Raw genomic sequence first — 22,799 nt, 5'->3', positions numbered from 1 at the left:
CTGAACAGGCTTAAATAATTTAGCCATGAAAATCTGGTACAAAATATTCCTGATAAATCTTATCTCCATTCTTACAGGGTGGGTGGGAATTGCACAGGCACAAATTACAATTGATAAAACCGATGCCACAGGTTGCGGGGAGAACGGTTCTGCAACGGTAACGAACGTGCAGAATGGCACCCCGCCTTTTCAATATAGCTGGTCGAACGGCCAAGCCGGGCAAACCGCGACAAACCTTGCCAAAGGCGCTTATACCGTTACGGTTACAGATTCGAATAATTGTACTGGCACAGAAGAAGTGGTAATTGACGGCCCGCCACCGCTCAGCATAAGCGTTTCAGGAGGTGGAAATATTGAATTTTGTATTCAGGATGGTCCACCGAGCATTACCCTCTCTGCCTCGGCAAGTGGCGGTTCTCCACCGTATACCTATTCATGGCCCGGAGGAAGCCGCACCGTAAGTGGTTCAGGTACTTATTCCTGTACGGTAACTGATACCAATAACTGCTCAAAAACGAGAAGCGTAACAGTCGTTTTTATACCCATTGTTTGCTCCCGCGACCCCAATGATATTATCGGTCCTGAAGGCTTTGGACCGCAAAAATGGATCTCTAAATTTGATGTGCATCCTTACAAAATTCGATTTGAAAATGATCCTGATTTTGCAACTGCCCCGGCCCAAAAGGTAGAGATCAGGCATCCGTTCCCTGATAAAGTAAACAGGTTCTCCCTGCGACTGGCCGATTTTGGATTCGCAAATATGGTTTTTAACGTTCCTCCCAATAGTACATACTATTCACAGCGGCTGGATGTGCGTGATTCATTAGGAGTATATGTGGACGTAGTGGCAGGAATAGATGTATCAAGAAATGAAGCGTTCTGGATATTCCAGGCCATTGACCCTTTGACTGGCTTAGCACCAAATGACCCATTTAAAGGCGTTTTACCGGTAAATGATACAGCCACGCACGATGGCGAGGGTTTCGTGGAGTTTACCGTTATGGCGAAATCTTCTACTGTAACCGGAGACAGCATTAATGCCTATGCCGAAATTGTATTTGATGAGAATTCCCAAATCAATACACCCGAAATTTATAATCTTATAGATGCGGTAGCACCGGCAAGTAGTATAGATTCTTCCCTTGCTCCCATTATTGATTCCAGCCGGATAGTAATTTCGTGGAGCGGGCAAGATGATCCCGGGGGTTCTGGAATCAGAAATTATGCACTCTATTATGCAGAGAACAAAGGACCTTTCCAGAATTACTTGAAAAATATAGAAGACACATTTGTAATTTTTCAGGGAACCCTTGGGAATACTTATGACTTCTTCACGCTCGCTACGGATAACACCGGCAACCAGGAGGCGATGAAAACTGCAGGAGACGAGGAAGTCCTGCTTATCAACACCGATTCTATTCCTCCGGTCCCCGGGTTTACGCTAAACAACGGATGTGTCAGCGATTCTCTTCAATTTACTGATACTTCTTCTATTTCGTTCGGAAGCATTGCCACATGGAAGTATGATTTCGGTGATGATTCCTCTGCGACTTTCACTTCTCCGCCCGGCAGCTTCAAACACAAATATCCAACTGCTGGAACCTACGATGTAACCCTGGTGGCTACTTCTGCCAAAGGGAAAAGCGACTCAACTACTTCGCAAATCACAGTTTATGCGGCACCATCCGCTGATTTTACGGCAGCCAGTGTGTGTGATGGAGACAGTGTAAACTTTACCAATACGACAAGTGGCCCGTCCAGCACATATAGCTGGACTTTCGGAGATGGAGATTCATCATCAGCTCAGCATCCGCAGCATCTCTATGCGGATACAGGGAGCTATCTCGTTCAACTGCTGGCAACCACAACTAATGGTTGCGCTGATAGCAGCGGGAAAGTGATTTCTGTATATCCAATGCCCGTTGCAGATTTCGTTACGGCCAATGTTTGTGATGGCGACAGTGCGAATTTTACTGATCAAAGCACCGGACCGGTAACTGGCTACAATTGGTCATTTGGTGATGCTGCCTCATCCACAGTGCAGCATCCGAAGCATCTGTACGACACTACCGGAACTTTCCAGGTAAAGCTGGTGGTGAACACCACGAACGGCTGTGCAGACAGCACAACAAAAAGTATATCTGTTTTCGAGATGCCCCAGGCTTCTGTTTTTGCAGATCCGGTTTGTGATGGCGACTCCGTGAAGTTTACAAATAACAGTACCGGCAGCATCGTGAGCTATGCCTGGAATTTCGGTGACAGTACTACTTCAAGTTTACAGGCACCTAGTCATCTTTATGCGGACAGCGGAACGTATGATGTGAAACTGGTAGTGGCTACCGCAAATGGATGTCAGGATAGCACCGTTATAAATCTCACCGTGCATCCAACGCCCGTAGCTGATTTCACAGCAGCCGGAGTTTGTGATGGCGACAGTATGAGTTTTACAAGTACAAGTATCGGCAGCATAAGCAGTTTTGCCTGGAATTTTGGTGACAATACATTTTCCGGAAACCAGAACCCAGTGCATTTATATGCCGATACGGGAAGCTACAACGCAAAACTTGTTGTCAGCAATGCTCATTCATGCGCTGACAGTATAATAAAAAATGTAGGTGTATTCCCCAATCCTGACGCATTGCCTACGGTCAGTAATATATGCCTTGGAGATTCTGCGGCATTTATAGACAGCGGAACCGGCAATATCAGCAATTATTTCTGGGATTTTGGCGATACAACCACTTCTTCAGCGCAGTCGCCTAAACACCTGTACAGCTATAGTGGCAGCTACAACGTATGGCTTTGGGTTACTACCGCTAACGGATGCACAGATAGCGGCAGCACGAACCTAACAGTATATCCTGTTCCCACTGCAAACTTCTCTGCCGGCAATGTTTGCGATGGAGATAGCGTCAGTTTTACGAACACAAGCAGCGGCAGCATCAGCGGGTATCAATGGGACTTTGGAAATAATAATTCTTCTGTCGCTCAAAGCCCAAAACATCTGTATTCCGGCAGCGGCAACTACAATGTGAAGTTGGTGGTTACGAATTCCAATGCCTGTTCAGATAGCATTACTAAAAATGTTTCTGTGTATGCTAATCCTGTGGCAGGATTTTCTGCAGCAAATTCCTGCCTCGGAGACTCTACTATTTTCAGCAATACAACCACAGGCAGCATTAGCAGCTACTCATGGGATTTTGGGGATAATAACACTTCATCCTCTGCTGCGCCTCGTCATTTGTACACAACTACTGGCAGCTATGCGGTGAAACTGATCGTTCAAACCGCTAATGGTTGTGTTGACAGCTTTTCGCAGAATGTTCAGGTCTATTCCCTGCCTTCTTCCAACTTTAGTGTTTCAACAGTCTGCGAAGGAGATTCCACCGTATTTACCAATTCTTCAACCGGTGGAATTTCGAATTATTTGTGGCGCTTTGGAGATAACAGCACCTCGTCAGCATCTGATCCAAAGCACCTTTATTCGGCAAGCGGATCCTATAATGCATGGCTCATTGTGGAAAACAGCAATGGCTGCAAGGACAGCATCAGCAAGCCGGTAACAATATACGCAAAACCTACCGCAGGTTTCTCTGCTTCTTCAGTTTGTGATGGTGACAGCCTGCGATTTACAGATACCAGCAGCAGCAATGTGACGAGCTATTCATGGAATTTCGGAGACAACGGCACATCGTCAATTCAAAATCCTGCTCACCTTTACAGTACAGCCGGTAATTATAACGTGAAGCTGGTAGTAAGTACGGGCAATGGTTGCCAGGACAGCGTTACCAGAAATATGGCGGTATACGCGAACCCGGTTGCCGATTTCACCGCAACCAGCGCATGTGCCGGAGATTCCACAGAATTCAGCGATGCGAGTTCCGGGAGCATTGCAGGCTATAGCTGGGACTTTGGAGACAATTCCTCATCCACGGCTCAGGATCCGAATCATTTGTATGGATCCGATGGTAATTATAATGTGGAGCTTACGGTAACTACAAATGATGGTTGTAAGGACAGCATTGTAAAAGGAACAGATGTATTTGAATCGCCCGTTGCCAGGTTTTCCTTTGTAAATGTATGCGAAGGAGATAGCATGATTTTCACTGACAGCAGCAATGGTGCTATTGCATCTCATCAATGGCGCTTTGGTGACGGGACCACCGGCTCCAATCAGAATCCACGGCATTTGTATGATTCGGCTGCCAATTACACGGTAACGCTGATTGTAAATACAGCCAATGCATGTATTGACAGCGTATCACATTCCGTTTCCGTTTATCCCAAACCAGTTGCGGCCTTTGTTACCCAGGATGATTGCTTTGGGGATTCAACCCAATTTGATAACCAGACCACCGGAACAATGGCAAGCTATGGCTGGAACTTCGGAGACGGGAATTTCAGCAATGATTCTGCTCCGGCTCATTTGTATGCTGCCAGCGGAACATACATCGCCACTTTAATAGTGGTGACGCCTGATGGATGCGTTGACAGCATCATGGATTCTTTGAAAATTTTTGAAGTCCCTGTTGCTGATTTCGCGGTAGCAGCCGTTTGCGAAAGCGATTCCAGCCGTTTTATCAATGGAAGTACAATTTCCTCTGGTTCACTCAGTTTTGCCTGGGAATTTGGGGATGGGGGAAATTCAATGGCAGAAAACCCCGTTCACTTATACACGGCTGCCGGATCGTACCAGGTTCAATTGGTGGCTGCGACTCCTGATGGATGCACAGATACTTTCCGGACTGCGGCCATTGTACATCCGGCTGCGGTAGTTTCAATTGATACCCTCGGCAGTACAGAACTTTGCGAAGGTGACAGTGTAGTTTTATCGGCTGATAAGGCATTTGCCATCTATGCTTGGACTACCACCGATTCACTGCGAGAGATAACTGTAAGGACAAGCGGCACATATTCACTTAGTGTAACTGATAGTAATGGTTGCAGTGCCGAGAGCCAGCAAGTGGTGGTAACGGTTGAACCTTCACCAAAACCATTGATTGTAGCCAGTGGTCCGTTACAGTTTTGCGATGGTGATAGCGTCCGGCTGGATGCCGGAGCCGGTTATTCCGCCTATTTGTGGAATAATGCTGATACAACCCAAACCATTCTCGCTACGGCCAGTGGCGAATATTTCGTTGACGTAACCAGTGTTTCAGGTTGTACAGGAGGGTCTGATACGCTTGAAGTCGTTGAATATCCGGCACCCGTTTCACCCGTGATATTCCAGCAGTCAGACACCCTTTTCGTAACGAGCTTCGCACAATACCAGTGGTACAAGGACGGGAACCTCATTCCCGGAGCCACTGACAGCTTTGTTGCACTTAGCGGTAATGGCTCCTATACCGTGATGGGAACAGATACCAATGGATGTTCTGCATTGTCCCAGCCTTTCCTGATTACGGATGTAAAAGACCGGATAGGCGGCCATTATTTCCGGATCTATCCAAATCCGGGAGATGGCTATTTTAACTTCGAAGCAGAACTGAGCAAAGATGTCAGGATGGTCATCACCTTAATAGATGGAACTGGCAAAGTTGAATTCCGCAGTGATATGGGACAAATGAATGGACGGTATAGCAGCCAGTTGGATTTCAGGGATTTGCCAGCAGGAATGTATTTCCTCAGGGTGCAGGTTGGATCTGACGTTTGGATGCGGAAACTGGTAATTCAATAATCCTATAGAACATTTCAATTTGAGATTTAAAAAACGGGAACATTTAAAAAATGGCTTCCCGTTTTTTCTGCCATTCCCTTTACCACAGCAGCAATCCGGTGACGAATATCACCGATCCGGCCAGCAGCAAGAGAGCCGTGTATGGCAGGAGTTGCTGCGCTTTCAGTCCCGTAACGCCCAGGAGCGGAAGGGCCCAGAAAGGCTGAAGCATGTTTGTAATCTGATCGCCATAGGCCAGCGCCATTACGGCCTTTTGCAGGGGTACACCGAGGGTTTTTGCCGCTTCGATAATTATGGGGCCTTGTAATGCCCACTGTCCGCCACCGCTTGGTACAAATAGATTTACCAGCCCTGCGCTGATGAAGGTAAAGAGCGGTAAAGTGGTGCTGTTGGAAATGCTGATAAAAAATCCGGTGAATTCCCTGAGCAGTCCGCTGTCTGCCATAATTCCCATGATCCCCGCATAGAGCGGAAATTGAATAAGGATGCCTGCCGCTCCCAAAATCGCTTCATCTACTGCGCGCAGGTAGCTCCGCATTGCCGGCATCAGCAGCATTCCCAGTCCGAAAAGAAGAAAATTTACATAGTTAAGCGTAAGGATATTCATGAGCCCTCCTTCGCTCCTGGCAGCGGCTACTACAGCGGAAATAAGGATCAGCAGTCCGAAACCGTTCATCAGCCAGCTCCTGGTAGGTTTTTGCATTTCAGCTTTCTTTGGGCGCAGGATTTTCAATTCTTCCGGCACCCGCACTTTCACCCGCTTTGAGATGAGCCACATAAACAATGGCAGCAGCAAAATGAGCGCAGCAGAAATTGCCAGGTTCATGTCAGAAAAAAGGGTTTCGCTTACCGGGATTACGCCAGCCTGGCTTTCGAGAAAATGGCCGGGTTCCGCCACTTTAAGGGGTGCTGACCCGGAAAGTCCGCCATGCCAAACCATCAATCCGCTATATCCTGCTGCTCCCAGCAAAGGGTAATTCACGGCTATGTCATTTCGTGCGGCATATTCACCTGCTTTGCGCGCCATCACCGCTCCGAATATCAGCCCCATCCCCCAGTTGAACAGTGCAATGAACAGCGTCAGCAACATAATGAAAAACACAAGTGCTCCCTGCGATTTACATTGCTTCAGAAAAAAATCAATGATGGCCGATGCAGCAGGCGTCAAAGCCAATACGTGGCCCAGGACCAGGATCAGCATCATCTGCATGGTAAAACTCAGCAACGACCAAAAGCCCGTATACCAAAAACCGAGGATATCCGCTAGGTAGGTTCCGGATCCTGAATTTTCCGGTCGCATGAGGATAAAAGCAAGCAGCATTGTAGTGATGCTCAGCAAGATAGCCAACAAAAAAGGACCAGGAATGGCTTCAATAAAGCTGCGCCTTTTCATTTATATGCAAGGTTGTGGATAAATAGAGGCCAAAAATATCCATTCTTATTGTCATTAAACTTTAATTTGGGACGCCAAAAGCACCGGTTCTCTATGATTTCACGCTTTTTTTCTTACCGGTTGGCACCCTGATTTATGTGTAATTACCCTGTACGAGACTTTTACATTTTGTATTAAACCAACAGAAAAACAGATGAGACAACTTAAGATCACGAAGCAGATTACAAACCGCGACAGCAAATCACTTGAGAAATATTTACACGAGATCGGGATGCTGGATATGATTCAGCCGCAGGAGGAAGTGAGCCTTGCGATCATGATCAAAAAGGGAGATGACCATGCACTGGAGAAACTGGTTGTAGCCAATCTCCGGTTCGTAGTATCGGTCTCAAAACAATATCAAAACCAGGGACTCAGCCTTTGTGACCTTATAAATGAAGGAAACCTGGGCCTGATAAAAGCCGCTAAAAGATTTGATGAAACACGTGGGTTCAAGTTCATTTCGTATGCAGTGTGGTGGATCCGGCAATCCATCCTTCAGGCCCTGGCAGAGAATAGCCGTATGGTTCGCCTGCCACTTAATCGCATTGGTACTTTGAACAAGATCAATCAGAAAGTCAGCGAATTTATGCAGGTTAATGAGCGGGAGCCAACTTCTGAAGAAATTGCGGATATAATGGAAATGCAGCACGATATGATCACCACTACGCAGCGGCTGGCCGGGCGGCACGTTTCAATTGACGCTCCGCTTGAAGATGGTGAGGAGAAAACTTTGCTGGGAATGATGGTGGACACTGATGAACCCAATCCTGATCATTTCCTCATGGCAGAGTCCCTTAAGGATGAAGTAAGAAGTACCATGAATATTCTTTCTGACAAGGAGAAGGAAGTGATAGGCCATCTTTTCGGGATTGGCGGATACAAGGAACTTTCCCTGCACGAAGTGGGTCATAAGCTGGAATTGACGCGCGAACGCGTAAGACAGATCAGGGAAAGCGCATTGCGCAAGCTCAAGGATTCAGAAGAATGTGAACCCCTGAAGTATTATTTAGGATAATGCATTTTTCATTAAGAATACATCAGGAGAAGGCAGGATTTTTTTACAAGTCCTGCCTTTTTTAATTCTGAAGAAAGGGATTGAATTGCCGTTGATTTTTAGGGAAATGCCTCCCGGAGGTTTACATTTCAATATACTTGCAGAATGAAAAAACTACTGATAGCAGGTGCCGGGCGCAGTGCATGGAGTCTCATTCAATATCTGCTGAAACATTCACCGCAGCACGATTGGCAGCTTACTGTTGCTGACGTATTGCAGGAAAATATTGATCGGGTTTTGCCGCAAGGAGCGGAGGTTACGAAGCTGACACTGAACGTAATGCATGAAAACGAACGAAAAGCCGCCATAGCCGGGCAAGACCTGGTGATCTCCCTTATGCCCGTTTCGTTGCACAACCTGATTGCAAAGGATTGCCTGGAGCAGGGTGTGGATTTAATGACGGCCTCCTACATAAGCGAAGAGTTGCAAAAGATGGATCCGCAGGTGAAAGGAAAAAACCTGTTGTTTCTCAATGAAATGGGGCTGGACCCCGGAATTGACCACATGAGCGCTATGCATATCCTGCACCGGCTGGAGGATAAAGGAGGGAAAATAAATGCCTTCAGGTCTTTTGCCGGGGGCCTGATGGCTCCCGAAAGTGATGATAATCCCTGGCACTACAAATTCACCTGGAATCCCTATAATGTGGTAAGGGCCGGAAAAGGGATGGCCAAATATCTGGCTGACAACAGCTTCAGGTATCTTCCCTATCACCGGCTGTTTTCTGAGACCTATCCCCTCACAGTACCAAAGGCTGGCGAATTTGAGGCTTATCTGAACCGGGACTCGCTGAGCTATATTAAAAAGTACCAGTTGGCGGGCGTACAGAACTTCCTGCGGGGAACGTTGAGGATGCCCGGTTTCTGCCGCTCATGGAACCACCTCGTGCGTTTGGGCCTCACCAACGACACCGTGGTCATACCAGACAGCGAGGGCTTGAATTACCTGCAATACCTTGAATTGTTCCTGCCTCCGGGACATTCGGAACCCAAAGAACGTTTAGCGGCTTTGCTCGGAATTGAGGCAGATGGCAGCGAATTGCAAAAGCTGCAATGGCTGGGACTTTTCGATGAAATAAATATTGACATTGAGGAAGCAACACCTGCTATGATCCTTCAGAGCTTGCTGGAACGAAAGTGGAAAATGCGCGATGATGACAAGGACCGGGTTGTAATGATCCATGAGGTGGAATATGAAATTGAGCAGAAAGAACGGCTTCTCCAAAGTGTGCTGGATTTGAGAGGAGAAAACGCCCGCGAAACAGCGATGGCAAAAACAGTCGGCCTGCCCCTGGCAATTGCCGCGCGGCTAAGGCTTGAGGGCCGCATCCGGGTTTCGGGCGTGGTGGCCCCGCTCAAGCCTGAGATCTACAATCCGGTACTCCGGGAGTTGCGCGAGAATGGAATCGGTTTCAAAGAATATGAGGAAGATAAAAAGCCGAAGCTCTGACCCTGACTTCCGTTCCTTTAGTAATTTTTCTATTTCTGACTACTGCCTGATTAAGTAAGTTTATACCGGATGGGCAATACAAATTGAACCCTCACCGTATCTCCCCGCTGGTAGCCCGGTGTCCACTTTGGCATTCCTTCTACAAGTCGAATCGTCTCTTTGCTTAGAAGGCGATGAGGCGATTTTAGCACTTTAATGGATGAAATGGAACCATCCCTCTCAATGACGAAGGTTACGACAACACTCCCAACGATATTCTTTTTTTTTGCTCTGCGTGGATAAACGAGGTTTTCACCGATATATTTATAGAGGGCATCTTCACCGCCTGGAAATTCGGGCGGAACTTCTACGAGATGGGCAGATTGTGCAGTGTCGGTTTCCTGCGCAACTGAAATAGTGCTGATGGTGCTGCATAGCAGAATGCAGAAAATTATTGGCTGAATGATTCTCATGTTTTGTGATTTAGTTATTACCTCTAAAGCTTATCGAATTTTAATCTTTCAATATTAAGCAAAAGTGAACTTTTCCAATTTGCCCCTGTATATATACGTAAGTAATGGAAGTGGGTTATGGGGATAGCAGAGGGATATCTGGAAGAATTAGAAGATGAGTTTAATTTTTTACAATGCATGTTTTAATTCAAGGCCAAATCACAAATCTTATGAAGAGGAATTCCCGGAAAGTGATGAACTGCAAGGGAACGGGTATGGCCTGAATTTTAATAACGGCAGCAAGGGATTATTAATTTAAGAATTAAGAAGAATTAATAAAGGAATTTAATGACGAGGTATTTAATAATAGTTTTATTGGCAGGGGCCACATTTATGAGTTGCAAACGAACGGACCACCCGGATAATCAGTACCAGGGACGGGAGATTGCGGAAGAGGATATTAGTGCGGTCATTCAAACAGTGATTGACTCACATGACATTTCCGGGTTTTTCCCATATCAGTTGGAGGATACGGTTTTATTTAATGCAATGAAATCTTTTTACAGGGCAAGAGAATATGAACTTGCATGGAACGAGGACGATGAATTATTACCGCAAACGGAAGAGTTCATAGCCATTTTGGAAGATGCTGAGAAAGAGGGCCTGGAGCGGGAGGATTATGACATCAGGCGCATTAAGATGTTCAGGGATGATGTATTTGAAAGTGATGAATTTCAAAAGAATATGAAGCTCATTTATCTGGATCTGATGCTGACCGCTAACTATATTTTGTATGCCCACCATACCGTGCGCGGCAGGATTGATCCCGGTACCTTAGGCGGAATCTGGAAATGTACACCGCGCGAATGCGATCTTGCAGCAAACCTCCGTGCAGGAATTGAAGAGCAGAATATTGCTGCCTCCCTGGACAGCCTGAAGCCCCAATACCGGCAGTTCAGGAAGTTGAAGGGCGCACTGTCACTTTACCGGGCGATCATCATGACCGGGGGCTGGGACACTGTGCCGCAGGGTCCGGAACTGGCTGTGGGGGATACTTCAGTCAGGGTGGCAGCCGCATGGAAGCGCCTGAATGCGGAAATTAATCGTAGCGAAAAAGAGAAGGAAGTCCCCCAGATCTTTGACCGGGACCTGGAATCAACGCTCAAATACTTTCAGAAACGGCACGGACTGGAAGAATCCGGAAAACTTGACGAGGCCACTGTTCGCGTGATGAACATCCCGGCCACAGACCGCACCAACCAGATAAAGCTGAACATAGAGCGATTGCGCTGGCTGCCGGATTCTTTTGGATCGCATTACATCCTCGTTAACATTCCTGAATACAAAATGCGCGTTGTAGAAAATGGAAATGAAGCAATGGAGATGAGGGTAATCGTAGGGAAGAAAATGAATTCGACCCCGATTTTTAGCGATACTATGGAATATCTCGTTTTTGCGCCTTACTGGAATGTGCCCAATTCAATCGCCACAGAGGAGATCTTACCAAAGCAAATCGAAAACTCCTCTTACCTCGCTGAACACAACTATGAACTGCTAAGCGGCTGGGGAAAGGATGCATCCGTGGTGCATCCGATCTGGGTAAACTGGAAGAAAATGAAAAGGGATAGTTTTAAATTTCGAATCAGGCAAAAACCCGGACCCTGGAATGCACTCGGCCATGTGAAATTTATCTTTCCAAATGACATGGATATATACCTGCATGATACACCTACCGATCATCTATTTAGTCGTGCGGAACGGGATTTCAGCCACGGATGCATCAGGATTGAAGAACCTGCAAAGCTTGCAGATTTCCTGCTTCCAGACAAGGATACGGAAGAAATAGAAGAACTCATGGCTGCTGAAAATGAAACGGTAGTTCCACTAAAAAAGCAATATCCGGTACACATCCTTTATTGGACAACCTGGGTGGATGATGACGGGAAGGTAAATTTCAGAGATGACCTCTATGATTTTGATCAGGTGCAATTAAATGCTATTGAGCGGCACAGAAACCGCGACCTGGACCTGATTAGCGAAAGATAGGAATCGGTAAGTGCAGAAAGCGCCTGCTCAGGATTCATATTCACGCTCCACTTTGGCCACGCGTACTTTATAACTGCGATACCATTTGGCCTTTCCTTTTTGCTGTGCCACTATATGTTCAGCATTACGCTTCCACCTTTCAATAGACGAAAGGTCACGCCAGTAAGAGACGGTAATGCCCAATTCAGCTCGGGCATTCTCCAATCCCAGAAATCCCTCCTGTTGTGCGGCAAGTGCTTCCATTCGCTCAGCCATTTTTTGATATCCATTGTCGCCCTCCGAACGGACGGACGTAAAGATGACGGCATAATAGGGAGGTTCAGGTGTTTTCGCGATCATAGAGATTGAGAAGGATGATTGATTCTTTGCACTGCGTGTTCTATGGCGGTTTTCCATTCCGGCAGGTTCAGGATAGTGGTATAGTGTTTCAGCGGGGGAGGAGCCGAATCAGCACTGCGAAGTTCCCTGCGTAACCAAATTACGCTGTGCCATTGTCCCATTTTATAGCCGATGTTCTTATATGTGGCAAATGGCTGGAAACCCATCGCCCGGTGAAATGCCTCACTCTCAGCATTCGGGATGGTAATTCCGGCAAGGGCTGTGACGAATCCCTGTAGTTCAAGGCCCTTCAGCAACACATCGTAGAGCGCCCGTGCAATTCCTCTTCCCCGGAAATTTTGTCCGACATAAACTGAAACTTCCGTGGACCATTGATAAGCCTTCCTGCTGCGGTGAGTCCCGCCATAAGCATACGCTACCGTTCTGCCCTCATTTTCGCAAACGAGCCATAAATGAGTCACCTCCGTCAATTCAATCCTGCGCCTCATCTCGTCCGCATCCGGAGGCTCAAGCTCAAAACTTATGGCAGTGTTTTCCACCACCGGACGGTAGATGTCCGCAATATCAGCTTCGTCTCCGGGCCGCGCAGGGCGAATGATAAAAGGCATCTGGCAATGATAAGATTAGATGGCTCAAAGTTGCGTTATTGCGGTGAAATCTTCACATTTGCCTTTTTGAAGAAATTCCCCATTGGGGGATTTAGGGGGCCGTATTTTTGGAAGCAAAATTTTTATAATTTAATTATGAAAAATTATCTCAAATTAATGCTGTTGGTGATAGCGTTCCCGGCATTTGGACAAACCGATACTTCGGGACAGTTGGCTGATGTGCTCGCCTTTCAGCAAAAGATGAACGGGGAGTTTGAAGACCCTGAGACTTCGCCATTGAAGGAAGAGCAGCAGCAGGAATTTGAATCGCTCGATTTTTACCCTGTAAATCTCAACTATCGCGTGGTGGCAAAAATAGCCCGTGTAGAAAAGCAGAAAATCTTTAAAATGAAAACCACTACTGACCGTGAACCGGAATATGTAAAATTTGCGGAAGCTTCATTTACTTTAATGGGTAAAGAATGCAAGATCAATATTTATCAAAACGTGGCGCTGCGGGAACAGGAGAAATACAGGAATTCCCTTTTTCTGCCATTTACAGATTTAACCAATGGTGAGGAAACCTACGGAGGCGGGAGATATATTGATCTCGAAATTCCCGAAGGAGAAGAAATAATAATTGATTTTAATAAAGCCTATAATCCTTACTGCGCCTATAATTCCCGGTATTCCTGCCCTGTGCCGCCAAAAGAGAATTTTATTAATATGAAAATTTCAGCAGGCGTAAAAATGTTTGAATATTAAAATTAAGGAATATCCTGTTTCTATGAAAAATTGCGTAAATATTTAAAGTAATAAGTTTTAAAATCATTTACTTTTTCCAGTTTAAAATATTCATTAATTTATAAGAAATTAATTCTTTAAAAGTAATACCCGGCTTCAAATGAATCATTGAGTTGTTGTTTACAAATGCTTACTTTACACGAAATTAAATGTAGCAGATGAAGGTATTTTTTCGCTTATTTCTGCTGGCTGCCATAACTTATGGCTTGCCAGGTTGCAATGCCCGTGAGAAGCAGGTGCAGGTGCGGATATTGACGCTGGATACGGTATTGGCGGAGTCACGGCCACATATCGAAGGAGTTTTCAGCGCGATGGAGGAACTGCACAAGGCAGTATCGCCCGGTCCTCCGGCTGACGCGCTGCACCGGATCGCAGAGCAGGATACGCTGGCGCTCTTCAGGATGGTGATGAACTACCAGAAAATGCTGACTACCAGAGGTCGGATGGAGGATTTGGAGCCAACGCTTTCCCTGGATTCCAACACGATCACCTTCTTTCTTAACCCGGACATCAATCCTGCAAAGCATATAGATCTGGCAGACCAGCTTCGGTACGTGAATGTGGAAGATATTCGCTATGCGCTTCGCAGAATGCAGGGCCGCGACTGGCCATATTTCATTAGTGAGCCGGAGGAATGGCGGGACGAAGAAAACCGCGATAAGATGATGGCCGATGTGAAGGCGTCCATTCAGCGCTTTGATAAATACCGGTATATCATCGGGGTAGAGGAGAAACTGCTCCTGGCCGGAAAAATGATCACGAGACAACGGTTTAACACCAGAAAAATTTAAGAATATGAAACCAGATAAAAATGTAGTAGGATGGTTCGAAATACCGGTTACGGATATGGAGCGTGCGGTTAATTTTTACCAGACGGTATTCGACATTGAACTGGAAAGGCATTCATTCGGAGATCAGGATATGGCGTGGTTTCCATTTATAGAGACCGGCATGGGTGCAGCAGGCAGCCTGGTTCATCACAAAGACCATTATTCTCCTTCGCAGCAGGGTGTGCTGATTTATTTTACGGCCCTCTCAGGTGACGTAGCCAATGAACTGAAACGGGTAAGAGCAGCGGGAGGCAAGGTGCTGCGGGCCAAAACGCAGATCAGCGAGGATGTCGGCTACATGGGACTTTTCCTGGATACAGAAGGCAACCGGATAGCCGTGCATTCCCGCCAGTAATATTTCCTGTCAGTCGTTCCAGAACCGATCGAGATAGCTGCCGTAGTTGGTGTTGCTTCCGCGCTCATCCAGGTCATTATTTTTATTCGTACGGCTGTAGATCATCTTCCGCCACTGCGGATTATTCCGCTCTCCCTGCGCATCCGAGTGCAGCAGCACAAATTCATCCGGGAGTTGTGTAGGATTGTAAAAGACAAATCGCTTGTTGCTTTGGCGCTCCATCCGGTAGTAGTGCCATAGCTCATAAGGATAGGCCGCAGGCTCATCAGGATAAAGGGCTACGGAATGCGGTGGCCCGTATTGCAGATAGACGCGTCCACGGTCGGTCAGGTATCCGGCCTCCATCGAAGTACCGAAGCGGCCGTTCACGTATTCCAGCCGCTCAAAAAATTCATTCCACTCATATTGTGGTGTGCGGTTGAGTTGAAGCGTCCATTCTTCCATCAGCAATTTTTTCAACTCAGCGCTATCTTTTCCGGCAATCAGTTGCTTTGCTTTTTGATACTTGTCCTTTTCCCGTCTGGGAATAAGAATGTATCCAAGCACTTTCAATTCTTCAAGGTTAGGTTTATGGTATTTAAATGCTTCTGTTTGCGTAATTGAAAATGGTTTTTGCTGAATCTGTAAAAGATTGCCTTTGGTATTTTGCAGTTCCAGCATCAACTGATAATGGCCCGGCTCCAAACCTTCCAGCGGGAAGGCGCTGTTGGCAATCATAACCTGAGAGCCGCGAATGGCCATTTTGCCGCTATAATGCTCCAGTCTTTCATCTCCTTTTTTCAGGTAATAGCGAAGCAGGTAAATTGAATCAGGAGGTGCCGGATAAACCTCTGTATAGAAAAAACCTTGTTTTATGTCCTGCCCAAAACTTCCTCGCACCACAGGAAAGATCAGCAGGTTATGTTTCATAAGCGTATGGTTCGCCTGATATGGTAAAATAGTGTCAGCGATCACCACATCAGAAAATGAGGGCGGAGTTCCTGGATTGAGGACTTCGAGATTTTTATTAATAATATATGCAGGATCAGTATGATTTCTGTCCCGCACCTCAACCACCAAATCGTAGATGCCCGGCTCCAGCGCCACCCTTTTGAGATCCACCAGGCTGAAATCCCGGAAAAACTCGTTCACTCCCGGACTTTGCAGATCGTATTTGTTGGCATAAACCACTTTGGTTCCTTCCGTAACCATCAGGGTTATTTCCAGCGTGGCCTGCCAGCCCGTATCCTTTTTCTCAACGAAGTGAAGGCGCGGTGCCGGAATCTTGAGGTAAATCTCTACATAAGCACTTCCGCCAGGCACTTGAAACTGCGCAAAGTCTGCATAAGCAGTCAGTTTCTGAGCAGATATGCCATTCGGTAAAAGCAGGAGTAATACGGGAAGGAGATAGCGCATGAAGAGCCTTTTCTCAAATTTATTAATTATAGCGTTCATTGCAAGTCAAAATTCATAACCGGAAAAAAATGCCATTGTTATTAATGGATGCAGAATACCTGCCGCCACTTGCTTTTTTTGCCTTTACCGCCCGTGCAGAAGCCGTAATCCTTGACGACCGGGAGCCTTTCCAAAAACAAACTTCCCGCAGCCGAACCACCATCCTGGGTGCAAACGGGCCGCTGGTGCTCAGCATTCCCCTCGAAAAGGGAAAAACAAAAAAAACCGCAGGAGAGGTTCGTATCAATAACAGCAGAGACTGGCAAAGAGTGCATTGGGTCTCCATCCGGTCGGCTTATGGCAAAGCACCTTTTTTTGAGCATTATGCACCATTGATCGAACCATTCTTCAAAGAACGTTATTCAGGCCTTTTTGAATTCAATTTTAAATTGATCGAATTACTGGCCGGGCTGATGAGAATGCCTGTAACGTTTCAGCGCAATTCCGGGCTGAGCGGAGAAATATTGTCAAAGGCACTGGATTTCAGGCAAGGGTCGCCCCAATATTTGGCAGAACAGAATATGCCCCTGAGGGAAGTTGCCTATCTTCAGGTGTTCAGCCAGCGCTATGGTTTTGTTCCCGGGCTTAGCATACTGGATCTGCTCATGAATGAAGGTCCTGAAAGTTTCAGGGTTTTGAGAAAAATGGCCGGTTGAATAACAGCAGAGCCATGCCCCAATAATAAATGCTCCGAACAACAAAAAGCCATTCCCGGTACTGGAAATGGCTTTGTTCTTAAAAGACAAGAATTAAGATTAATATCTTCTTTCTTTGATGCGGGCTTTCTTGCCACTGAGGCCCCGGAGATAAAAAATGCGCGCTCTCCTGACTTTCCCTCTTTTGTTCACCACGATGTGGTCTATGCTTGGTGAGTTTACAGGTATGATGCGCTCCACGCCAATACCGCTGCTCATTTTACGGATGGTAAATGTTTCCGTAGCACCACTTCCACTGCGCTGAAGGACCACGCCCTGAAAAGGCTGCACCCGCTCTTTGCCGGCTTCGCGGATTTTGTAAAAGAGGGTGATGGTATCACCTGCGCTGAATTCCGGAAGATCTGACCTGAGGTTTTCTGCCTGTAACTCTTTGATAATAGCGTCCATTGCTACTTATTTTGAATGAATGGGTTTCAAAAATGAGGTGCAAATGTAGCGATATTCCACTGGAAACCGTACACCGCAAAAAGGCGGAATTATTTCTCCCCGCTATCGTTCAGCAGATCGGGCCTTCTGCTCTGTGTTTTCTTCAGTGCCTGCTCATCCCGCCATGCATCAATCCGGGCCTGGTGGCCGCTCAGCAGCACTTCCGGCACTTTCAGTCCTCGATAGTCGGGCGGGCGGGTATACACCGGTGCATCCAGCAGGTCGCCCTGAAACGAATCCAGCAAGGCAGCACTTTCATCAGAGAGCACACCGGGGATGAGCCGCGCGATGCTATCAGTAACTACGGCAGCCGGCAGTTCACCACCGGAGAGCACATAATCTCCAATGGAGATCTCCCGCGTCACGAAATGATCACGCACCCGCTGATCAATGCCCTTGTAACGGCCACAGATCATCAGCAGGTTCTTTTTCAGGCTCAGATCGTTTGCCAGGGCTTGCGTCAACCGTTCCCCGTCAGGTGTCAGGAAAATGATCTCATCGAAACTGCGACTTTGCTGCAAGGCCTCAATGCAATCCACTATCGGCTGGATCATCATGACCATTCCGGCCCCGCCACCGTAGGCGTAGTCGTCTACATTTTTATGTTTGTTCTTTGAATACTTCCGCAGATCATGTACGGTTATTTCCAGCAATCCCTTTTCCTGCGCACGCTTCAGAATGGACTGGCCTAGGAAGCCATCAAACATACCGGGGAAAATAGTGAGAATAGATATATGCATCGTGCAGCGGGATTTGTGTGAACCGCAAAGTTCGTGAAGGATTGTGCAAAGCGGACAGGGATTAATTTTAACCGGAGTAGTTGTATTTCAAATCATGATTTTATGAAGCCTCTCCTTATTTCTATGAATTTCACAAAGTCTCTTGATTTTATACCGGGAACATATATTAATGATGCTGGGATCCTGTTTGTAAAGTCCTGAATTTTGTTTCATTACATACTCCCAAAAGACTGGTCAAAGGTATTTTTCAAAAATAAACCTTAGCAACCAAGAAATCCTAATCACAAGTTCGACTTTATAAAAAGGCTTAGGAGTATGCTTCCTGAGATGTAAAAAGGTTGAGTTATTTTTATTTATGGTGCATGGTTTTAAGGAAGTAAAAAAGTAATTGCTTTATAAATTATTGTTATCCGGTTTTTTAAAGAAATAAAAGGAGGGGTCCGAGCCCGGTTCGGATGCAAGTCCTTCTGACCAGACCGAAGCCAGACAAATTACGCCTCCCAAGAAATAGCGGCATTTGAGAGCACTTGTACCTAAGCCCTCTCATATCTCTATCACCTTCACTTTTTTAAATAGGATTTTATATCTTTCCGTGCCAATCAACCTTAATCTCCTATGAAATTTAAAAGCTTTGAAGATACAGGCGTGTCCCCGAGTCTGTTGAAAGTGAACATCAACCTCAAGTCTGTGCAGCCGGCTCACCCTGAGAAAAACCCGGAATTCAGCCAAATTCCTGAGGAGCTCTTAAGGAAGCTCCAAACCCTGACCTTTCGGGAAAAGGAAATTCTGAGCATGGTGGCCACAGGCCGGAAAAGCAGTGAAATCGCGGTTGAGCTCTTCATCTCCAAACACACGGTGGATACGCACCGGAGGCATATCATCAGCAAGCTGAAAATTACCAGCATATTGGACTGGCAGCGTGCAGCAGAATATTTTTATAGATCTGCTTACTGACAAATTTCCCTAAATTGAAATCCAGTAAAAGAGGCGCGAATTCGGGGAAGAGCGCCTTGACCGGTTCCATTCTGTCATTCCAGGGGCGGGAACAATCTGTGGAATCACGTCACGAACATTGTTCTTTCAGGAAATACTGTCCTTCCACACATTTCTTCCCATCACAATTTTCCCAGCAACTGATACACCTCAAGGCTCCCCTTGCCTTTAATCAACTGCTCCCCCAGGCTTTGGCAGCGGAAGCGTTTGCAGATTAGCCTACACGTGCTTCCCGACACCCGAATTTGCCCGGCCTCGCCAGATGATTCCATGCGGCTGGCGAGGTTTACCGCATCGCCCCAAAGATCATACATGAACTTTTTCCTGCCGATAACGCCTGCCACCACCGGCCCTGAACTTATACCAATCCGCAAGTCCAACTGGTGGCCGGAAAACGTATGCTGCCGGAAATGCACCATTGCCTCAAGTGCCAGGTCGGCCACCACCATCGCATGGTCGGGGCGCGGTTCGGGCACGCCAGCCGCTATCATGTAGCAATCGCCAATGGTTTTAATCTTTTCTACCTTGTATTTTTCCACTAAGTCGTCCATATAAGAGAACACGGCATTCAGCACATTCAGCAATTTGTTCGGGTTCAACTGCGCGGTCAGAGGCGTAAAACCAACAAGGTCGGCAAACATGATGGTCACCTCATCAAAATGCTCGGCTATGGTGGTTTGTCCGGCTTTCAATTCCCCGGCTATTTTCGCGGGCAGGATGTTCAACAACAGCCCCTCTGACTTTTCTCTCTCCTTATGTAGCAATACGTGGGCTTCGTCACGCTTTCTTATAAAATAGCTGATGAGGATAAAGGCCACGAAGGACACACCTGCCAGGTTCAGCAGCAACAACACATTGCTTACCCATGCCGTAATTTCCACCGGCTGAAGATAAGGCTGAAGTACCACCGTAAACAGCAAAAGCACCATGAAAGCCACGAACCACGGTAAAGCACGTTGACGCTTATCAAACAAGAGCGCACCCAGCGGAGAGGTGAGCGACCACAACATAACACCACTGGAAGCCGTAAGCCCACCCAGCGTAAGCGTAAGCATGAAAGGCAGTACCAGCGTAATCAGTAATTGAGAAAAGCGGAAAAATGCAAAACGCCCGGTACGGCTAAACACACCAATCCCAAGAAAACTAATCACACTGTAGCTCCAGGGAATAACAGCCGCCCAGATTATATCCTGCCAATAATAAATGGCCCCCCAAAAAATGCCCATCGTGGCAATAAGGACCGATGAAATGGTGAGTATAGATACCTTTAACCGACTTTCCTCCAAACCGTCAAAAGGCTGATATCGAGCAGGAATACTTGCCACTTTTTTTGCGAAAGCTACGGAAGTAAAGGGTTTTGTGGAGGCTCATCAGGGCATTAAATCCACCGTCTGCTGCTGGGGTTCGTCATTGCAGCCGGGGTATTCCTTTGTTTCTACTCACAATTTACTGATTCCGGAAGTTTTTGGACGTTTTCACAAATTGGGGTATTATTTCAATAGTAGCGTTTTGGGCTGTTATCGCTGTTTGTTGGTTTTTGTATACTCAATAAATACTCATTAATGAGTATTGACAATGTGGGATTGGTCGCTGACCTTTGACTTATTGTTCTTTAGGAACTGAAGATTCTGAAGGGAAAATGAGAGAGGTTGTGAGGAGGGTTGAGATAGACCTAGGCTAATGCCTTAAGCCTCATCCGCTGAACCTTTAGCTCTCCCTACCTTACATTTTTTTCATTTATAAAATCTACGTTTTCAGGCTGTATGAGCGGTTGTTGTGAAAGATACTCATTAAATGAGTATTGTGTAGAGAATGGAAATGGTTGAACTTTGTCAAAAATAATAAAATATAAAACTATGAAGAGCTTTTCAATCAAATTTTTGATCGTGATCCTATCTTTGTTTTACACTTCAACATTGTTTGGACAAACAGATATTGATGTAGAAATTCTTTCTGAAATTATAGGAAAGAAACAAAAGGAACTTCAAAAAAGAGTGTTGTTTAATATTGTATCGAAGAGAGTTGAGACTTCAAATTATGCTACATATAATACTCTTTATTGGTCAATGGAAATTTTGCTTACTGAAAAGAATTCTGAAATTATATCGGCAAAGCTGATTGATCAAATTGGCCTATTTACCCTAACGCATGAACTAGTTAAGGACTATATGAATAGATATCCCATGAGCTTTGAGAACCTATCATTAAAAAAAGGGGATTCAACCATTCAAAACTCATTGACCTTTCATAAGGCGTTTAGCATTAAGTTAGATTCTTCTGATGTTAGACTAAGAAAAGATCGATCAAAGGTGTTGATGGCAGAGACTTCAGAAGCCAATAAATGGACTAATTTCCTAATAGATACCTGCTATCAACGATTATATTTAATGCTTGTAAAAAATGGCAAAATAGAAGAAGACCTGCAAAGAAAATATTTTGAAGATGGAATAGGCAAAGAATTTGACTATGAGAATAAGGTGGATGATGATGTTAAGCAAATTTTCAAGGATTTAGAAAGCAAGTATTTCAATGGTAATGATTGGAAAGATGATAATATTCCAGAATTTTATAACAAGTATTCTGAGGTTATGGATTTTCAGGGATCTGTAGTTTCCGATCGAAATCTTAAGGCTGTCAAAAATACCTTAACAGATATTATCAAGGAATACCAGACACAAGTTCAAAATGAGACTTTTGTTAAAATACTAGATATACTAAAAGAATATTTAATATTAACGGCAATAATCAACAATGATAGGCCGACAAGTTTTAGTTATAAGGTTGATTGGGAAGGGGCAATACTTGCTTTGGAGGATGAGTTTACAAATGCGAGATTAACCTCATTGGAACATACATTTGTGGGGGTTAAACCATATTTCCTGATCGGCTTAAATTATGGGGTATTCGCTAATGAATTAACCATAAAAGTAAATGAGACTTTTACAGACACATTGAATCAATTAGCATTTGCCAGTGAGAAGTTTGGGCTAAAGTTCATTCTTGCGGATTTCGAATATACTAGGTCATTTGGCCCTAATCAGTCATTCAAATATCGTGGTACCTGGCGATATTGGGATAATTATGCTCCAAGTAAGCCTTTAATAAATAATATTTACTTTCACTTATTTGGATCTGGACTTATTTATAATATAGTGAATCTTAAAACTAATAGAAATTTTGAACTTCCGTTAATCGGAGTAGGGTTTGGGGTAGAGTTTTTTAATTCACTTGAGGCTAACGTCAACTATTCTTTACCTCTTGATTTAAATGACGATCCTATAATTCTTCCAAAAAGAGGTATGTTATCTATCGGGTTTGATGTCCCTATCTTTGAATATTTGAGCGAGGTCGGTCAAGGTGACTAACCATAGGGGCTTGCTTAAGGTGGGAGTCCAAAAACTCAGAATTGACAAGTGGTGGATAACTACTTAGAGTCTGTCTATAAACACAGGAGTGTTGATAACTAAGGGTTTCATGCGACCA

General features: G+C 45.6%; 18 protein-coding genes. 10 read left to right on the top strand and 8 right to left on the bottom strand.

What is annotated here, in order from left to right:
• The first annotated feature begins 25 nt into the window (after nucleotides 1–25).
• On the top strand, nucleotides 26–5,677 hold the full coding sequence (locus WD077_02190) for a PKD domain-containing protein (protein MEX0966021.1): 5,652 nt from the start codon (nucleotides 26–28) through the stop codon (nucleotides 5,675–5,677).
• Between the two features lie 79 nt (nucleotides 5,678–5,756).
• Here the strand turns inward: WD077_02190 and WD077_02185 are convergent, their stop codons facing one another.
• Nucleotides 5,757–7,070 carry a TIGR00366 family protein gene (locus WD077_02185; GenBank protein ID MEX0966020.1) on the bottom strand — a complete coding sequence of 438 codons (1,314 nt, stop codon included), beginning with the start codon at nucleotides 7,068–7,070 and terminating at the stop codon, nucleotides 5,757–5,759.
• Between the two features lie 193 nt (nucleotides 7,071–7,263).
• Here WD077_02185 and WD077_02180 point away from each other — a divergent pair, with 193 nt between their 5' ends.
• On the top strand, nucleotides 7,264–8,127 hold the full coding sequence (locus WD077_02180) for an RNA polymerase sigma factor RpoD/SigA (GenBank protein MEX0966019.1): 864 nt from the start codon (nucleotides 7,264–7,266) through the stop codon (nucleotides 8,125–8,127).
• 144 nt (nucleotides 8,128–8,271) lie between these two features.
• Entirely contained in the window at nucleotides 8,272–9,615 is a 1,344-nt protein-coding gene (locus WD077_02175; GenBank protein ID MEX0966018.1) for a saccharopine dehydrogenase C-terminal domain-containing protein, read from the top strand.
• A 50-nt stretch (nucleotides 9,616–9,665) separates the two neighbouring features.
• Here WD077_02175 and WD077_02170 read toward each other — a convergent pair whose 3' ends face one another.
• Nucleotides 9,666–10,067 carry an energy transducer TonB gene (locus tag WD077_02170; protein MEX0966017.1) on the bottom strand — a complete coding sequence of 134 codons (402 nt, stop codon included), beginning with the start codon at nucleotides 10,065–10,067 and terminating at the stop codon, nucleotides 9,666–9,668.
• A gap of 327 nt (nucleotides 10,068–10,394) precedes the next feature.
• Here WD077_02170 and WD077_02165 point away from each other — a divergent pair, with 327 nt between their 5' ends.
• The gene (locus tag WD077_02165; protein MEX0966016.1) at nucleotides 10,395–12,092 is read left to right on the top strand and encodes a L,D-transpeptidase family protein; all 1,698 of its coding nucleotides are present in this window, start codon (nucleotides 10,395–10,397) and stop codon (nucleotides 12,090–12,092) included.
• Nucleotides 12,093–12,119: 27 nt separating this feature from the next.
• On the opposite strand, the gene WD077_02160 is transcribed toward WD077_02165, so the two are convergent.
• Nucleotides 12,120–12,431, bottom strand: a complete 312-nt coding sequence (locus WD077_02160) for an antibiotic biosynthesis monooxygenase (protein MEX0966015.1) — start codon at nucleotides 12,429–12,431, stop codon at nucleotides 12,120–12,122.
• Complete coding sequence (locus WD077_02155) at nucleotides 12,428–13,039, bottom strand: N-acetyltransferase family protein (GenBank protein ID MEX0966014.1); 612 nt, start codon at nucleotides 13,037–13,039, stop codon at nucleotides 12,428–12,430. Before WD077_02155 ends, WD077_02160 begins: the two co-directional genes overlap by 4 nt.
• Nucleotides 13,040–13,174: 135 nt before the next feature.
• Here WD077_02155 and WD077_02150 point away from each other — a divergent pair, with 135 nt between their 5' ends.
• The 3 genes from WD077_02150 (at nucleotide 13,175) to WD077_02140 (ending at nucleotide 15,007) form a co-directional block, all read left to right on the top strand.
• Entirely contained in the window at nucleotides 13,175–13,783 is a 609-nt protein-coding gene (locus WD077_02150) for a DUF1684 domain-containing protein (GenBank protein ID MEX0966013.1), read from the top strand.
• Nucleotides 13,784–13,980: 197 nt separating this feature from the next.
• Complete coding sequence (locus WD077_02145) at nucleotides 13,981–14,613, top strand: hypothetical protein (GenBank protein ID MEX0966012.1); 633 nt, start codon at nucleotides 13,981–13,983, stop codon at nucleotides 14,611–14,613.
• A gap of 4 nt (nucleotides 14,614–14,617) precedes the next feature.
• Nucleotides 14,618–15,007 (top strand): VOC family protein, encoded by a 390-nt coding sequence (locus WD077_02140; protein MEX0966011.1) that lies wholly within the window; start codon nucleotides 14,618–14,620, stop codon nucleotides 15,005–15,007.
• Between the two features lie 9 nt (nucleotides 15,008–15,016).
• Here the strand turns inward: WD077_02140 and WD077_02135 are convergent, their stop codons facing one another.
• Nucleotides 15,017–16,441 carry a GWxTD domain-containing protein gene (locus WD077_02135; protein MEX0966010.1) on the bottom strand — a complete coding sequence of 475 codons (1,425 nt, stop codon included), beginning with the start codon at nucleotides 16,439–16,441 and terminating at the stop codon, nucleotides 15,017–15,019.
• A gap of 29 nt (nucleotides 16,442–16,470) precedes the next feature.
• On the opposite strand from WD077_02135, the gene WD077_02130 reads away from it, so the two are divergent.
• Nucleotides 16,471–17,097 (top strand): WbqC family protein, encoded by a 627-nt coding sequence (locus tag WD077_02130; GenBank protein ID MEX0966009.1) that lies wholly within the window; start codon nucleotides 16,471–16,473, stop codon nucleotides 17,095–17,097.
• A gap of 99 nt (nucleotides 17,098–17,196) precedes the next feature.
• Here WD077_02130 and rplS read toward each other — a convergent pair whose 3' ends face one another.
• The gene (rplS, locus tag WD077_02125; GenBank protein MEX0966008.1) at nucleotides 17,197–17,544 is read right to left on the bottom strand and encodes a 50S ribosomal protein L19; all 348 of its coding nucleotides are present in this window, start codon (nucleotides 17,542–17,544) and stop codon (nucleotides 17,197–17,199) included.
• An 89-nt stretch (nucleotides 17,545–17,633) separates the two neighbouring features.
• Nucleotides 17,634–18,323 (bottom strand): tRNA (guanosine(37)-N1)-methyltransferase TrmD, encoded by a 690-nt coding sequence (trmD, locus tag WD077_02120; GenBank protein MEX0966007.1) that lies wholly within the window; start codon nucleotides 18,321–18,323, stop codon nucleotides 17,634–17,636.
• 615 nt (nucleotides 18,324–18,938) lie between these two features.
• Between trmD and WD077_02115 the strand changes: the two genes are divergently transcribed.
• On the top strand, nucleotides 18,939–19,277 hold the full coding sequence (locus tag WD077_02115; protein MEX0966006.1) for a helix-turn-helix transcriptional regulator: 339 nt from the start codon (nucleotides 18,939–18,941) through the stop codon (nucleotides 19,275–19,277).
• A 161-nt stretch (nucleotides 19,278–19,438) separates the two neighbouring features.
• Here the strand turns inward: WD077_02115 and WD077_02110 are convergent, their stop codons facing one another.
• Entirely contained in the window at nucleotides 19,439–20,641 is a 1,203-nt protein-coding gene (locus WD077_02110) for an adenylate/guanylate cyclase domain-containing protein (GenBank protein MEX0966005.1), read from the bottom strand.
• 531 nt (nucleotides 20,642–21,172) lie between these two features.
• Here WD077_02110 and WD077_02105 point away from each other — a divergent pair.
• A complete protein-coding gene (locus tag WD077_02105) occupies nucleotides 21,173–22,681 on the top strand; it encodes a hypothetical protein (protein MEX0966004.1) in 1,509 nt (502 codons plus the stop codon).
• The last annotated feature ends 118 nt before the right edge of the window (nucleotides 22,682–22,799 follow it).

The sequence above is a fragment of the Bacteroidia bacterium genome (assembly GCA_040880525.1).
Lineage (GTDB): Bacteria > Bacteroidota > Bacteroidia > CAILMK01 > JBBDIG01 > JBBDIG01.
This window is presented reverse-complemented; position numbering and strand designations above follow the sequence as displayed.